Source organism: Hydrogenophaga sp., from assembly GCF_048549895.1.
Taxonomy (GTDB): domain Bacteria; phylum Pseudomonadota; class Gammaproteobacteria; order Burkholderiales; family Burkholderiaceae_C; genus Hydrogenophaga.
This window is the reverse complement of sequence record NZ_JBLYYB010000179.1, coordinates 1-14,641: the sequence shown is the minus strand read 5'-3', so window position 1 is coordinate 14,641 and position 14,641 is coordinate 1. Positions and strand designations below refer to the sequence as shown.

Genomic DNA, 14,641 nt, shown 5'->3' with positions numbered 1-14,641 from the left:
GAGACAAACCATGCAACGCTTCACCGCCATTTTTTCCGCCGTGGCCTGCACCGTGGCCCTGGCGTCCGTGTCAGCGCCGGCCCAGGCGCAAGAGCGCACGATCAAGATTTACGGCATGGGCGCCAAGAGCGGCGTGGTCCGCATCTTCGGCATCCAGAGCGAGGCCGCCATGCAGGCCGCAGCCGACCAGATCAACGCCGCCGGTGGCGTGACCCTGGGTGATGGCGCCAAGGCCAAGCTGGTGATCGACTACCTGGACGACCGCTGCAACGCCGAGGAAGGCATCAACGTGTTGCGCCGGATCGCGGCTCAACCTGACGCCATCGTGGCTGTGGGTCCGACCTGCAGCAACGTGGCCGAGCCGGTGTTCGGCCTTCTGCAGAAGAAGGCGGGTGATGCCAGCGACTCCGGCATCCAGTTCCCGCTGTACACCGACGTGGCCGCCAAGGGCGGCCTGGCCTCGATCTCCGAATGGTCGTTTCGCAACGTGCCCAGCGAAGCGGCCATGTACAAGTCGGTGTTCGAGTGGGTGGGTGCCACCCGCAAGGACCTCAAGACCTTCTGGGGCGGCGTCGAGAAAGACTTTGCCCACAGCAACGCCACCTTCAACGTGATGAAGGACAACGCCGGCAAGGTGGGCCTGGAGGTCATGGGCCAGAGCGAATGGCTGCTGGCCGACACCACCTTCAGCACCCAGGTGCGCGAGATCAAACGCGCCAACCCCGATGTGGTGGCCATCTCGGCCCATCCGTTCACCACCTGCGGTGTGCTCAAGGAAATGCAGCGCCAGGGTGTCAAGCCCAAACTCGTGATCGGCCTGACCAGCTCATCGAGCATGGAGACACTGCAAGGCTGCGCCCAGCAGGCCGAAGGCATCATCATCCCGACCAGCTTTGCACCTGTGACGGCCGAGGCCAAGGCGGCCGCCGAGGCGGTGGCGGCGAAGAAGTCGAACATGGACCTGCACAACGCGGCGGCCTGGGAAAACATCTTCACGCTCAAGAAGATCATTGAAGAACAAAAGATCATGGGCAAGCCCGACACGGTCGCGGCAGACCGCCAGAAGATGCGCCAGGGCCTGGCCTCCCTGAAGCAGACACAAGGGCTGCTCGGCCCGGTGGAGCGGTCCGCCGACCGGGAGGCGATCAAGCCATTCCTGTTCGTGCAGGCCAAGGGCGGCGCCTGGACAGTGGCGCACAAGCCCTGACCTGCTGCCCTGCCCGATACGAGTCGAAGGCGCCCCGCACGGGGCGCCCTCATCGCACACCCACCGCATCCGCCACATGACCTACCTCGACCTGTTGGACCTGACCCAGTCGGTGATTGACGGCGTGCTGTTCGGCACCATCTACGCGCTGATCGGCATCGGCTTCACGCTCATCTTTGGCGTGATGCACAAAATCAACCTGTCGTACGCAGCGGCGTCCGTGGGCGCGGCGTACCTGAGCCTGCTCATCGTGCAGAGCGCGCCGCCGGCGCTGGTGTTCGTGGCTGCGGCGCTGGTGGGGGGTGTGCTGGGCGCGGTGGTCTACCTCGTGTGCTTTCACTTTCTGCCGCTCAACAAGCCGCTGGCCACGCTGATGTCCACGGTGGGCATGTTGCTGCTGATCGAGGAAGCCATCGTGCACGCCACCGCCGGCATGCCCCAGAACTACCCGGCCATGTGGGTGGGCTCCAACATCGACATCGGTCCGATCTCGCTGCGTGGAGACCTGCTGTTTGTCTTTGTGCTGGGCTGCACCGCCATGATCGGCCTGACGCTGCTGCTCAAGCGCACCCGCCTGGGGCTGGCCACGCGAGCCGTCTCGCAGCAGGGCACGGCCGCACGCCTGTGCGGGATGAACATCACCACCACCAACCTCGGCACCTTCGTCATCGCCGGGCTGCTCGGTGGCACCGCCGGCGCCATGGCCGGGGCCGCCATCGGTGTGCTCTCGCCCCTGCTCACGCTGCCGCTCACGGTCAAGGGTCTGGTGGTGACGGTCATCGGCGGGCTGGGCAGCATCCCGGGCGCCATCGTGGCCGGCTTGCTGGTGGGTGGATTCGAGAACCTGTTCCAGTACTGGCGCGGCGTGAGCGAGCGTGACATCTACGTGATGCTGCTGCTGTTCGCCTTCCTGGTGTTCCGACCGGGCGGACTCTTCAAACCGCCAGCTGGCCGCGACTGAAAGACACATCCCATGGATTTTTATCTCGGACTCGCGCAGGTCATCGGTGTGCACACACTGCTGGGGCTGTCGGCCTGGTGCGTGCTGCACACGGGGCAGGTTTCGCTGGCCCAAGGTGGTTTCTTTGCCATCGGCGCGTACGCCGCCGGCATGTTGACCACGATGGCGGGCTGGCCACTGTGGCTGGCGCTGCCCGCGGCCTCCTTGATCTCTGCGACCGTGGCCATCGCGGTGGGCTTTCCGGCGCTGCGCGTCAAGGGGCTGATGCTGGTGGTGGCCACCACCGCCTTCGCCGAAATCGTGCGGCTGTTTTTCTTCAACCTCACCTGGCGCGTGCCCGGCTCCGACGGCAGTCTGGTCGGCCCCGACGGCAGCCTGGGCTTTGGCGGCATCCGCTACTTCCCCAGCAACGGCTGGAGCTCGACCGAGGTGGTGTTGCTGATCTGGGGCCTGGTGCTGCTGGTGATGGCGGTGCTGGCCTGGCTGGACCGCTCGCGTGTGGGCACGCTGTGGCGCGCCGTGGGCGAGGACGAGATCGCCGCGCAGAGCGTGGGCATCAACCTGACGGCGGCCAAGGTGTCGGCCTTCGGCATTGGCGGCGCCATCGCCGGCCTGGCCGGCAGCGTTTTCTCCCACTACACGACCCACATCGAGCATTCCAACTTCACCATCCTGCTGGCCACCTTCGCCATTGCCTACCCCATCCTGGGAGGGCTCTCCAGCCTGCTGGGGACGGTGCTGGCCGTGGTGTTCATCCAGGGCATCCTGATCGAGGGGCTTCGCTTCCTGGGCGACTGGCGCAGCTTGCTGTTTGGTGCACTGATCCTGCTGATGATGCTGGTGCGCCCCAGCGGCATGCTCACCTCGCCGCTGGGCAGGCTGCTGCGCGGCGGTGCGCCCCGACCCGACAACGGCAAAGCCGCCACCGAGGAGAAAGCCCATGCTTGAGCTGCAGCAACTCAGCCGCCACTTCGGTGGTGTGAAGGCGCTGGATCAGCTCGACCTGACGGTGCGCAAGGGCGAGATCCTGGGTTTGATCGGCCCCAACGGCTCGGGCAAGAGCACCACGGTCAACCTGATCGCCGGCCTGTATGCGCCCACCACCGGCACGCTGCGCTTTCAGGGGCAGGACATCGGCCCGCTGCCGGTGCACGCCCGCGCTGCGCTGGGCATCGCGCGCACGTTCCAGAACATCCGCCTGTTCGGCAACCTCACGGTGTGGCAGAACGTGTGGGCCGCGCGCGTGGTGCGCGAGACCGGCTGGGCAGGCGTGAAGTCGCGCTGGCTGGCCTCGGGCCAGCCAGCCCGTGAAGAGGTGCAACGCCTGCTCGCCTTCAGCAACCTCGCCGACAAGGCCGACACGCTGGCCGGCAACCTGGCTTTCGGCGAGCAGCGCCGGCTGGAGCTGGCGCGCGCGGCGGCCTCGGGTGCCGAACTGCTGCTGCTGGACGAGCCCGCCGCCGGCATGAACGCCGAGGAGATCGAAGAGCTGGACCAACGCATCCGCGCTCTGCGCGACCGGGGCCACACCGTGCTGCTGATCGAGCACCACATGGAGCTGGTCATGGAGGTCTGCGACCGCGTGGCGGTGCTCAACTTCGGCCGCAAGATCGCAGAAGGCACACCCGCGCAGGTGCAGCAGGACCCGGCTGTGCGCGCTGCCTACCTGGGTGCCGATGACACCGTGACCGAACCCACCTGAGAGAACCCGACCCATGCTGACCATCGAAGGACTGGCCACCGCCTACGGCAAGATCGAGGCGCTCAAGGGCGTGAACCTCACCGCACAGGGCGGACAAGTCACCTGCCTGCTGGGCCCCAACGGGGCGGGCAAGACCACGCTCATGATGACCGTCGCCGGCATCCTCAAGCCCAAGGCCGGATCGATCCGTTTTGACGGCGAGGAGCTGGTGGGCAAGTCCAGCGCCGACATCGTGGGGCGCGGCCTGGCGCTGGTGCCCGAAAACCGCCTGGTGTTTCCCGCACTCACCGTGCGCGAGAACCTGATGGCGGGCGCCTTCCGCCGCCGCGACCGCAGCGCCATTCGCGACGACATCGACCGCATGTTCGTGCGCTTCCCGCGCCTGAAGGAACGCGTTGAGCAGATGGCCGGCACGCTCTCGGGTGGCGAGCAGCAGATGCTGGCGGTGGCGCGCGCGCTCATGTCGCGTCCACGGCTGCTGCTGATGGACGAGCCTTCGGTGGGTCTGGCGCCCCTGGTGGTGGCCGAAATCTTCCAGATCATCCGCCAGCTGCACAGCGAGGGCGTGAGCATCTTCCTGGTGGAGCAGAACGCCCACATGGCGCTCAAGGTGGCTCAGCACTTCTACCTGATGGAACAGGGGCTGGTGACCTTCTCGGGCAACCCGGGCGAGATGAGCAGCGACGACGTCATCCAGCGCGCCTACCTCGGCCAGCGGCGTGCGGCCTGAACCACCACGGTGCCTGCGGTGCTGGACCTGTTGCAACGCTCGCTGGACGGCTGGATCGACGGATCGGCCTACGCGCTGGTGGGCCTGGGTCTCACGCTGACCTTCGGCACGCTGCGCCGGCTCAACCTGGCCTATGGCGCCACCGCCATGCTCGCCGCCTATGTGGGCGCATGGCTGTTCAGCCGCCATGCACTGCCGGCCTGGGGTGTTGCCGTGTGCATGGTCGGCCTGGCTGGGCTCATCGGTCTGTATGTCGAACGCCTGTGCTTCAGTGTGCCGCGCCACGCCGGCGGGCATGAAGGCCGGGGCAGCGCCACGCCCCTGGGTGGCGGCTTCGACGGTCGTGAGGTGGTGGCCCTGGCGTCCAGCTTCGCGCTGTGGATGCAACTGGAGCAACTGGCCGTCAATCTGTTGCCGCGCCACCTCAACGTCTTTCCCAACCTGGCCTCGCAGACCGAGTGGACCTGGCTGGGCCTCCACATCCGGCCCGACCGCTTGCTCGTCGCGCTGCTGGCGGTGGGCCTGGCGCTGGCGCTGGCGCTGTGGCTGCAGCACACACGCAGCGGCCTGGCCTGGCGCGCCACCGCCACGCAGCGCACGGCGGCCGGGCTGGTGGGCATCGAGGTGGGGCGCGTGCAGGCCACGGCCTTTCTGGTGGCGTGCGCGCTGTCGGGTGTGGCGGCGTTTGCGGTGCTGGCCACCGAGGGTCAGGTCACGCCGATGCTGGGCATGTGGATGCTCACCAAGGGCCTGGTGGCGGCCATGCTGGGCGGGCTTGGGCATGTGCGCGGCGTGCTGTGGGGCGGCTGGCTGCTGGGTTTCGTCGAGGCCCATGCGCAGGCGCTGTTCGGCGCGGTCGGGCGTGAATTCGCCACCTACGCGCTGCTGTTCCTGGTGCTGGTGCTGGGGCCGGCGGGACGGCCTGGTCTGCGCAACAAGGTGGCCCATGCCGCTTGAACAGGCCATCGGACTGGCGACCGACATCGCCATCCTCTCGCTGCTGGCGCTGTCGGCCTACCTGGTGCTGCTGGTGGGGCGCATCTCGTTCGGACAACAGGCCTACTTCGGCCTCGGGGCCTACGCATCGGGCCTGGCATCCACCCTGGCGCAATGGCCGCTGGGCCCGGCGCTATTGCTGGGCATGGTGGTGGGGGCGGTGTCGTCGGTGTTGCTGGCGTTCCCGACCTTGCGCCTCTCGGGACTCAATTACGCAGTGGCCACGCTGGCGCTGGCCGAGATGATGCGCATCGGCCTGATGGGCTGGCATTTCACGCGCGAGATCGACGGACAGCCGGTGGGCCCCCAGGGCGCCGAGGGCTTTCGAGACATCCGCTGGCTGCTGGAGAACGATGTGTCCACCGGCGGCTTTCTGGTCCTGTGTGTCGGCATGCTCGCCGCCGTGCTGCTGGGGCTCGCCTGGCTGCGCCCGCGCCGCCTGGGGTTGGCCTTGCGCCAGGTCGGCCACGACGAAACCCTGGCCGCCAGCCAGGGCCTGCCGGTGTTGCGGCTGCAGCTTTTCGCCATCGGCCTGGCGGGTGCGCTGGCCGCGCTGGGTGGCGGTCTCTACGCGCACCGCGCCACCTACATCGAGCCCGCGCTGTTCGACCCCATGCTGGGCGTGCACGCGGTGGGCTATGCGCTCATCGGCGGCCTGGGCACTGCGCTGGGGCCTCTGCTGGGCGTGGCGTTCGACATCGGCTTGCTGGAGGCCACCAAGGTGTTCGCGGGCTGGCGTATGGTCGTCTTCGGCGGGCTGGTGGCGCTGTTCCTGCGATTTCGGCCACGGGGTCTGCTCGACGAGGTCACCGTGCACCGCCTGTGGCGTGCCTTGCGGAGAAACCCATGATGAAACCCCTGTGTCTGGCGACGGCGCTGCTGGTGCTGTTCCCACCCTCCTTTGCGCAGACGCGCCGCCCGCAAGTGGACCTGCGTTGCGACGCACACGGCCTGGGTCCGCTGCTCGACTGCCGCCTGCAGCTGCGCACGGCGCAGGGCGAGCCGCTGTCGGGTGCCAGCGTCGCGCTGGGTGCCACCATGCCGTCGATGCCGATGGCGCATTCGGTACGGCCCGTGAAGGCCGAGCCCGCCGGTGCGCCCGGCGAGTACCGCGGCCAGCTGGCGCTGGAGATGAGCGGCGTCTGGGCCATCGAAGTCGACATCAGCGCTCCGGTGCGTGAGCGGGTGGTGCGCGTGCTGCGGGCCGAGGAATGCGCCGGTGACGGCCGTTGCCCGGCCCTGCCGGCGCGCCCCGACACGCAGCCCCACAAACACTGAACCCGCAACCCAACCAGGAGAACGACCCGTGTCCACCCCACCTTTGCTCGACGGTCGCACCGTCATCGTCACCGGTGCGGCCACCGGCATTGGCCAGGCGTTTGCACTGGCCTGCAGCGCGCACGGCGCGAACATCGTGGTGGCCGACATGGGGCCCGCCGACGAAACCATGGACCTGATCGCCCAGGCCGGCGGCCACGCGATCTCTGCCAGGACCGACGTGAGCGACGACGCATCCACCCAGGCCATGGCGGCGTCGGCCATGCAGCGCTTTGGCCGCATCGACGGGCTGATCAACAACGCGGCCTACTTCCGCGAGGTCAAGCTCACCGACTTCGACGCCATCGACCCGGCCCAGTGGGAACGCATCTTCGCGGTCAACGTGCGCGGTGTGTGGAATTGCTGCAAGGCCGTCATGCCGGCCATGCGCGCGCAAGGCAGCGGCGCCATCGTCAACATCGCCTCGGTGGTGGCCGTGGCGGGCCAGCCCGGCTATCTGCACTACGTGGCCACCAAAGGTGCTGTGCTGGCAATGACCAAGGGCCTGGCCAAGGAGGTCGGCAAACACGGCGTGCGGGTGAACTGCATCGCACCGGGCTTCGTGATCACCGATGCCACCAGGAACCGCCCCATCGAGTGGCAGCAGTCGTTCCTGAAGGCGCGAGCCATCGGGCGCGAGCAGAAGCCCGACGATCTGGTGGGCACGGCGGTCTACATGCTGTCGGACCTCTCGGGCTTTGTGTCGGGCCAGACCCTGGTGGTCGATGGCGGTCACATCATGTACTGACACCACAGACGAAACACACAGGAGACAACACGTGAGCGACATCATCCTGCACCACTACGGCCTCTCCCCCTTCTCGGAAAAGGTCCGCACCACCCTGGGCCTCAAGGGCATGAGCTGGCGCTCGGTGGACGTGGCACCCCTGCCACCGCGCCCGCTGCTGGCCGCACTCACGGGTGGCTACCGCCGCATTCCCGTGTTGCAGATCGGCGCCGACATTCACTGCGACACCAACGCCATCCTGCCCGCACTGGAGCGCCTGCAGCCCGAGCCGTCGATCTACCCTGGTGGCTGCGAGGGCCTGGCCCGGGGCGCGGCGTTCGGTTGGGAGCGCTCGGTCTGGATTCCCACCATTGGCGTGCTGGTGCACTTCATTGGTGATGCGCTGCCACCCGAGTTCATCAAGGACCGCAAGGAAGGCTACCTGGGCATCGACATCAGCAAGCCCGCCATGGCGCCCGACCTGCCGCACCACCTGCAGGTGCTGCGCGCTCACTACGGCTGGCTCAGACAGGCGCTGACCGCAGCGAAAGCACGCGGCCATGCGTTCCTGTTCGGCCAGTCGCCCAGCGTGCTCGACCTGGCGTGCTGGCAAACCACGTTTCTGATGCGCAAGAACGCCCCACCCGAGGTGGACGCCCTGGTGGGCTTCCACGGACTGGAGGCGTGGTACGCGAGCATCGCCGCCATCGGCCACGGCCACGCCAGCGCCATGACGCCGGAAGAAGCGCTGGCCGCGGCCGCGGCCGCACGCCCGGCCGCCGTGGCCCACCTGCGCCCGGATGGCGACCCGGGCGGCTTGCAGCCCGGCGCATCGGTGGTGGTGACGCCCGACGACAACGCCCGAGTGCCGGTGACGGGCACCCTGGTGGCCGCCAGCGACGCCGAGGTGGTGATCCACCGCCACGACCCCCAGGCCGGTGACCTGCACCTGCATTTCCCCCGCCTGGGCTTTGACGTCATGCCCATCTGAGCCCACCGACCACCCCTCAGCGAGACCACACCATGAACCTGGAAGCCAACAAGCAGCTCTGCCGCGACTACTTCACCGCCTTTCTCAAGCGCGATGTGGACTGGATGCAGAAACACATCGCCCCGAGCTTTGTCCGCCACGATCCGGGCCTGCCGTTCGAGGTGCGCGGCCCCGCAGGCGTGGCGCAGCTGCACGACGCGCTCATGCCCGCGTTCCCCGACATGAAGCTGCCGCTGGAGGACTTCGTGGCCGAGGGCGAGAAGGTGCTGGTCCGCCTGCGCGTGCAGGCCACGCACACAGGGCCCTTCGGCGACATGGCCGCCACCGGCCGCTCGATCGACATCGGCGTGCTGGACCTGTTCCAGATCCGCGACGGCGTGTTGATCGAGCACTGGGCGTTGCTCGACAACCTGGGCATGCTCAAGCAGCTCGGCGCCTTGCCCGCCTGAATCCGAACCGAGAGGACCCGCACATGCAACTTCTGGCCAACACCACCTCCCCCTACGTTCGCCTGGCGCGCATGGCGCTGATCGAAAAGGGGGTCGAGATCGAACCCACCATCGTCGACCCCTGGGCCGACGACCCGCGCCTGCGAGAAGCCAACGCCGCCACCCGCGTGCCCACGCTGGTGCTGGACGACGGCACGCCGCTTGCCGAGAGCCTGCTCATCGTGCAATGGCTGGAGGCCACCCGTCCTGACGCTCCCAGTCTGCTGGGCGCCGATGCGGCCTCCGTGCTCTCCCGAACTGGTGTTGCGCTGGGTGTCATCGACGCGGCGGTGCACACCATCATCATCCGCAAGGTGACCGCACCAACGCTTTTTGACGACACACCGGTGGGCGTGCGGCGACGCCGCTCGATGCGCGAGGGCATGGAGCGCCTGGAGGCGATGGCATCCAGCGGCGCGTTGAGCGCCTCGGGCATGCCGCGGCTGGACGTGCTGGCGGCCATCGACGCGTTGGACTACCTCGACTTCCGTTTCACGAATGCACCGTGGTTGCCCGACATGCCGGCCCTGCGCGCCCTGGCCGGCACCCTGGCGCAACGGCCTTCGGTTCAACGCACGCGCCCGCACTGACGCGCCGGCGATGTCAACGCGCGCTGGCCAGCAGGCGCAGCGCGCGCTGCAACACCGGGCGGTCGATCATCACGCCGTCGAGTCGTGTGGCAGCGCCATCACCAGCGAGCTCCACCACGCGGCGCGCCCAGGTCAGCTCGGCTTCGGTGGGCGCAAACACCGCGTTCACCATCGCCACCTGGTCGGGGTGTATGCACAGCTTGGCGCCAAAGCCCAGACGCCTCGACTCGCGGGCGTCGGCCTGCAGGGCGGCGACGTCGTCCAGCCGCGTGGTCACACCGTCCACCGGCGCAGGCAGGTTGGCCATGCGCGCGGCCCACACCAGGGTCGAGCGCGCGTGTCGCAGCGCTTCATGGTCCTCGGGGTCGATGCCTCCCAGATCAAGCGCGTAGTCAATACTGCCAAAGGCAACACCCACCACCGAGGGCACTTCACCCAGCCGGGGAGCCAGCACCAGGCCTCGCGCGCTTTCGATCAACGCCAGCACATCACGCCCGGCAGGCAGGGCGCGCAGTTCGTCGATGTGTTGCGCCTTGGGGCAGACAACGCCCACCCAGGGCAATGCCTTGAGCAGATCCAGATCGGCCTGGACGTCGGGCGTGTCCATGGCGTTGATGCGCAGCCACAGCCGGCCGGGTGGTGCGCCGGCCAGACGCGCACCCGCGTTTGCCAACGCATCGCGAGCCGCCGGCCTGTGCGCGGCGGCCACCGCATCTTCGAGATCGAGGATGACCGCGCCGGCACCACTGGACAAGGCCTTGTCCAGCCGGTCGAGCCGCGTGGCGGGAAGAAACAGGTAACTGGGGGCTTGAAGGCTGGTGGCACTCATCGCGCCATGATGGGCACCCACGGCGCGCCTGGCTATTGCCGGGTGGCAAAGCCAGCGTTGCCACGTGTTGAACGGGACCTCAGTCGAGCTGCACGCAGGTCTGCAGGTGGGCCAGCAAAGCACCCAGTGGCGAGCCGGGGTCGGCCACGGTGCCGGTGCACAGCAGCATGCGGCGCGAGGCCCAGGCGTCTGCAATCGGCAGCACCCGCAGGTTCATCGACTGGGCCGTGCCGCGCGCAGCCTGCATCGGCAGCACACCGATGCCCAGACCCGCCTCCACCGCTCGGCACACCGCCTCGAAGCTGCGCACCTGCACACGCAGCGCCATGGGTTTCATGAGTTCGGTGGCGCGCGCTTCGAGCAGTCGCGTGAGGGTGCTGCCGCCTTCCAGGCCCACCATGTCGTGCTCGAGCAGGTCGCTGAAGAACACCGGCTCGGGCAACGGGATCGAAGGCGGAGCGACCACCGCCAGCTGGTCTTGGCGGTAAGGCAGCGTCACGAGGCCGGCGGTATCCACGCCCTCGACGACCACGCCCAGGTCGATGTCGCCGCTGCGCAGCTTGCGGATGGCGTCGGCGCTCCAGCACTCCTCCAGCACGAGCCGGATGTCGGGTCGCAGGGGTTGAAAGCTGGCGATGTCGGCGGGCAGGAACTGCGCCATGGCCGACGTGTTGCCGTGGATGCGCAGCACAGCCGTGTGGCCAGAACCGTAGTTGGTCATCTCGGCGCGCATGTGGTGCACGGTGGCGAGCACCAGCAGGCGCTCACCCGCCGCCGTGAGCTCCAGTCCGCGCGAATGGCGTTCGAAGAGCTGGGCCTTGAACTGGTGCTCCAGCAAAGACAGCCGACGGCTGGCCGCCGGCACGGTGATGAAACTGACCTCGGCGGCCCGCGTCAAGTTGCGTTGCTCGGCCGCACGCACGAACAGAGCCAGAGAGTCAAGGTCAGGCAACATGATGGATTCCCAAACGGATGTCGAGTATCGCCCTCGTCGCCGGGCAACGTTGCGCCCCGGACTCGGTGAAAACCCGCAACCTGCCGTGATCGAAAGCCTGCCTTTGCCAAACGGCAATGGCGCAGGCAATGCCCCGGTTTCACACTGCAACCCTCACCCAATCACCCACCGCGAGGACCCCATGAGACTGCAGGACAAGATCGCCATCGTCACCGGAGCAGCCAGCGGGTTCGGCGCCGGCATTGCGCGCGCCTTCGCCCGCGAAGGCGCGCATGTGGTGCTGGCCGACCTCAACGAGGCCGGCGCCAGCGAAGTCGCCCGGCAGTGCGGCGGGCGCAGCATGGCCATGCATTGCGACGTGACGTCGCGATCCGATGTGGATGCGCTCATCGACCGCGCACGCGAGCGTTTCCGCCGGATCGACGTGGTGGTGAACAACGCCGGCTGGACGCACCGCAATCAACCGTTGCTTGATGTGGACGAAGCCACCTTCGACCGCGTCTTCGCGATCAACGTCAAGTCGATCTTCCACATGACGCACGCCGTGGTGCCCGTTATGCGCTCGCAAGGAGGCGGCGTCATCCTCAATGTGGGATCGACCGCAGGCATCCGGCCCCGGCCTGGCCTCACCTGGTACAACGCCAGCAAGGGCGCGGTGAACCTGTTGTCCAAGTCAATGGCGGTCGAGCTCGGCCCAGACCGCATCCGTGTCAACGCCATCTGCCCGGTGATCGGTGAGACGGCTCTGCTTGAGGCTTTCATGGGCGTACCCGACACGCCCGAGAACCGTCAGAGGTTCATCGCCACCATTCCACTGGGCCGGATGTCGCGCCCTGAAGACGTGGCCAACGCCGCGGTGTTCCTGGCCAGCGACGACGCTGCCTTCATCACCGGAGTCGAGTTCCCGGTGGACGGCGGGCGCACCGTCTGATGGCAACGCGAGCCCGTCGAAACCGTGGCAGCTCAGGTGCTGACGGCCACTGAAGCCTTGGGGTCGTCGTGCGTTTTGCCCAGCGATTCGACACACTCGTCGATCTCGTGATGCTCGGACAGAGCGTGTCGCGATGGTTTGAGGCCCAGGTCGACGCGGATCTTCGGGCTTGATGCGAACCAGTTGTCGACAGAGCTTGCGCTGCGTCTTGTGACTTTCTCTCAGGGCATCGCAGATGTTGTCCATGGGGTCTGCCTGGGTGTTTCAGAAGAGACCTTTGACCATGGCCACATCCCGACCCTGCGGGTGTAGGACATCGGCGCGTCGGGCGCTGCAGACATCCTGTGCCCGTCCCGCAGCTACGCCGGACCCAAAGGGTGTTATCAAGCTGATGGCCCAAACTTCCTGAGAACGGCCCCTTGAGGGCCGTTTTGCTTATTTGCTGGGCAGGAGAGGTCGCTTCACGAAGGTATCTTGGCTTGATGCGACACCTCCTTGAACCACTTAACCGACCAATTCCCCCAGCGAACTCCGCCCGAACTGAAGTGGCTCTTGAACGAGAGAGCTGCTGTTCTCGGGCAACTTGGCAAGGCCCAAGAACGGGTCGAATCGTTCGACAGAGCAGCTCGTCGTTGCGAAGAGCTGCTTGCAAGGGCAGTTCGCCGCAGAGAGGAAGCGCAACAGGATGCCGTCGAAAAACTGCACACTCTTCAGGCGCTCGATGTCTCGATTGCACTTGTAGACAGCCGCGTTCGCTGCGACTCCGCTGGGCGCGTAGTGCCGTGGAAGGACAAATACGGCACACGAGGTGCGCTGACGAACTTTCTCAGGGCTGCGCTCCGAGATGCCGCCCCACAGCCCCTCTCGGGGGCCGAGCTCGCGAAACGTGCCACGGCGCACTTCAACTTGAAGCTCCTGACGCCACCGGAACGAAAGTCCTTCGCGGACACCGTGAAGGCCGTGTTGCGGTTGGCTGTTCAGCGAGACGGTGTGGTGGAGCGCCTCCCGAAGACGAGTGCAAAGCAACGGAACCAGCTGTACCGCTGGAAGGGGCCGACGAGTCTCTCAGCCTTGCGAGCGTGGGCCGATGCCGTGCAGGAGCCCGAACGTGAGCCGGGAGAGAACCCCGCCGGACCTCAAGTGGCTGCTCAATGAACGAGCGGCCGTCGCGGGAGAGCTCGCATCCATCGAGGCCGAGGTCAAGCGGCTCTCCCTGCGCAAAGAACACCTCCTGCGCGTGCAGACGGCGCTTGGCGACGTGTATCCCCAAGTTGCGCCCACGCTCCCTTTCGTTGACGCACCGCCGGTCAAGGCGAACACCCGCTACGGTGGGAGGGGCAACTTGATAAACCTGGTGCGCGCCACTCTCCGTGCTGCCCACCCAGCCTGCGAGCCCGCCATGAACACACCGCCCTTCCACCGCTTCAAGCCCATCTCCGAAGAACAGCTGCGCGCGCTCTCCGAAAAAGAAGGCTGGACGGGCAAAGAACGCGGCGTTGAGCCCGAAGAGGTTGGCATCACTGAAGTAATGATGCGCGACGCTGTCGCTCCGACAACTCAAAAAACAAGCCTTGATGCTTTGCGTGCCTTCATCACCCCCTCTACGGCCGCCCAGGCGCGCGAGCGCGAAGCCGCGGACGAACGTGAGAGCAAGGAGCAGCCTGACGGGTTCGGTGAGGACCCGACACCGCTTGACCAGTTTCTGCAGGAGCAAGGCCTCAAGCCAATCGGCGAAAAACAGCACGCAGCAATAGCGGCGGCAGAGCCTGCCACGCGCGGGGCGGTGGTCGACTCGCTGCTCGACGAGCCAGACGCCCAGGACGCCGCGTTTCTCGAACAGCGAGACGCCTCCGTCACCGATGCCCAGCTGATTGAGCGCATGAACAATGCGCCCGACATGGGCGGGTCCATCATCGCGGAGCACTTGGCACAAGAAACGGGCGTACCGGCTGAGATGCTTCGTACGCTGGCCGGAATCTCCGACCCGAAGAACGAGCATCAGTTCACGGCGGAAGCGGCGCGCAAAGCATTCGCCGGCGTTGAGGTGCTTCGCCGCGTGACGAAGCCAAAAAGTGTTGTCGAGGCAGTCAGGGCAGCCGTCAGACGTTACGGAACAGCCGGGCGAGAGAACGTGAGCAACGACGACGCCTCAGGCTCGGGCCCAAGTCACCGCAACCCTCGCGGTGTCGACGTCCGCTCTCTCAAACCAACGCCTCC

At 67.1% G+C, this 14,641-nt stretch carries 16 protein-coding genes and 1 pseudogene; 15 read left to right on the top strand and 2 right to left on the bottom strand.

Features of this window, described 5'->3' with window-relative positions; translation table 11 throughout:
* Positions 1–10 precede the first annotated feature (10 nt).
* The 12 genes from ACN4F8_RS17200 to ACN4F8_RS17145 all read left to right on the top strand — a co-directional run bounded on the left by ACN4F8_RS17200 (position 11) and on the right by ACN4F8_RS17145 (position 9,709).
* The gene (locus tag ACN4F8_RS17200; RefSeq protein WP_340080383.1) at positions 11–1,207 is read left to right on the top strand and encodes an ABC transporter substrate-binding protein; all 1,197 of its coding nucleotides are present in this window, start codon (positions 11–13) and stop codon (positions 1,205–1,207) included.
* A 76-nt stretch (positions 1,208–1,283) separates the two neighbouring features.
* Complete coding sequence (locus ACN4F8_RS17195) at positions 1,284–2,168, top strand: branched-chain amino acid ABC transporter permease (protein ID WP_340080384.1); 885 nt, start codon at positions 1,284–1,286, stop codon at positions 2,166–2,168.
* A 12-nt stretch (positions 2,169–2,180) separates the two neighbouring features.
* The gene (locus tag ACN4F8_RS17190) at positions 2,181–3,116 is read left to right on the top strand and encodes a branched-chain amino acid ABC transporter permease (protein WP_419474684.1); all 936 of its coding nucleotides are present in this window, start codon (positions 2,181–2,183) and stop codon (positions 3,114–3,116) included.
* A complete protein-coding gene (locus ACN4F8_RS17185) occupies positions 3,109–3,870 on the top strand; it encodes an ABC transporter ATP-binding protein (RefSeq protein WP_419474683.1) in 762 nt (253 codons plus the stop codon). The genes ACN4F8_RS17190 and ACN4F8_RS17185 overlap by 8 nt, the downstream gene beginning before the upstream one ends.
* 13 nt (positions 3,871–3,883) lie before the next feature.
* Entirely contained in the window at positions 3,884–4,600 is a 717-nt protein-coding gene (locus tag ACN4F8_RS17180) for an ABC transporter ATP-binding protein (RefSeq protein ID WP_419474682.1), read from the top strand.
* A gap of 18 nt (positions 4,601–4,618) precedes the next feature.
* Positions 4,619–5,557 carry a branched-chain amino acid ABC transporter permease gene (locus tag ACN4F8_RS17175; protein WP_419474681.1) on the top strand — a complete coding sequence of 313 codons (939 nt, stop codon included), beginning with the start codon at positions 4,619–4,621 and terminating at the stop codon, positions 5,555–5,557.
* Positions 5,547–6,446: a branched-chain amino acid ABC transporter permease gene (locus ACN4F8_RS17170; protein WP_419474680.1), complete on the top strand. Its 900-nt coding sequence runs from the start codon at positions 5,547–5,549 to the stop codon at positions 6,444–6,446. Before ACN4F8_RS17175 ends, ACN4F8_RS17170 begins: the two co-directional genes overlap by 11 nt.
* Positions 6,443–6,874: a FixH family protein gene (locus ACN4F8_RS17165; RefSeq protein WP_419474679.1), complete on the top strand. Its 432-nt coding sequence runs from the start codon at positions 6,443–6,445 to the stop codon at positions 6,872–6,874. The genes ACN4F8_RS17170 and ACN4F8_RS17165 overlap by 4 nt, the downstream gene beginning before the upstream one ends.
* A gap of 28 nt (positions 6,875–6,902) precedes the next feature.
* Positions 6,903–7,661 carry an SDR family NAD(P)-dependent oxidoreductase gene (locus tag ACN4F8_RS17160; RefSeq protein ID WP_419474678.1) on the top strand — a complete coding sequence of 253 codons (759 nt, stop codon included), beginning with the start codon at positions 6,903–6,905 and terminating at the stop codon, positions 7,659–7,661.
* Between the two features lie 31 nt (positions 7,662–7,692).
* The gene (locus ACN4F8_RS17155) at positions 7,693–8,631 is read left to right on the top strand and encodes a glutathione S-transferase family protein (protein ID WP_419474677.1); all 939 of its coding nucleotides are present in this window, start codon (positions 7,693–7,695) and stop codon (positions 8,629–8,631) included.
* A 32-nt stretch (positions 8,632–8,663) separates the two neighbouring features.
* Positions 8,664–9,080: an ester cyclase gene (locus ACN4F8_RS17150; protein ID WP_419474676.1), complete on the top strand. Its 417-nt coding sequence runs from the start codon at positions 8,664–8,666 to the stop codon at positions 9,078–9,080.
* Between the two features lie 23 nt (positions 9,081–9,103).
* A complete protein-coding gene (locus tag ACN4F8_RS17145; RefSeq protein WP_419474675.1) occupies positions 9,104–9,709 on the top strand; it encodes a glutathione S-transferase N-terminal domain-containing protein in 606 nt (201 codons plus the stop codon).
* 13 nt (positions 9,710–9,722) lie between these two features.
* Here ACN4F8_RS17145 and ACN4F8_RS17140 read toward each other — a convergent pair whose 3' ends face one another.
* Both ACN4F8_RS17140 and ACN4F8_RS17135 read right to left on the bottom strand, forming a co-directional pair.
* Positions 9,723–10,538, bottom strand: coding sequence for an HpcH/HpaI aldolase/citrate lyase family protein (locus ACN4F8_RS17140; protein ID WP_419474674.1), 816 nt, complete (start codon positions 10,536–10,538; stop codon positions 9,723–9,725).
* A 79-nt stretch (positions 10,539–10,617) separates the two neighbouring features.
* Entirely contained in the window at positions 10,618–11,493 is an 876-nt protein-coding gene (locus ACN4F8_RS17135; RefSeq protein ID WP_419474673.1) for a LysR family transcriptional regulator, read from the bottom strand.
* A gap of 181 nt (positions 11,494–11,674) precedes the next feature.
* On the opposite strand from ACN4F8_RS17135, the gene ACN4F8_RS17130 reads away from it, so the two are divergent.
* The 3 genes and pseudogenes from ACN4F8_RS17130 to ACN4F8_RS17120 all read left to right on the top strand — a co-directional run.
* Entirely contained in the window at positions 11,675–12,424 is a 750-nt protein-coding gene (locus tag ACN4F8_RS17130) for an SDR family oxidoreductase (RefSeq protein WP_419474672.1), read from the top strand.
* Positions 12,425–12,976: 552 nt separating this feature from the next.
* Positions 12,977–13,579, top strand: coding sequence for a hypothetical protein (locus ACN4F8_RS17125; protein WP_419474671.1), 603 nt, complete (start codon positions 12,977–12,979; stop codon positions 13,577–13,579).
* Positions 13,533–14,641 (top strand): annotated as a pseudogene (locus tag ACN4F8_RS17120) (hypothetical protein); the annotation flags it as partial. The gene ACN4F8_RS17125 and the pseudogene ACN4F8_RS17120, both read left to right, overlap by 47 nt.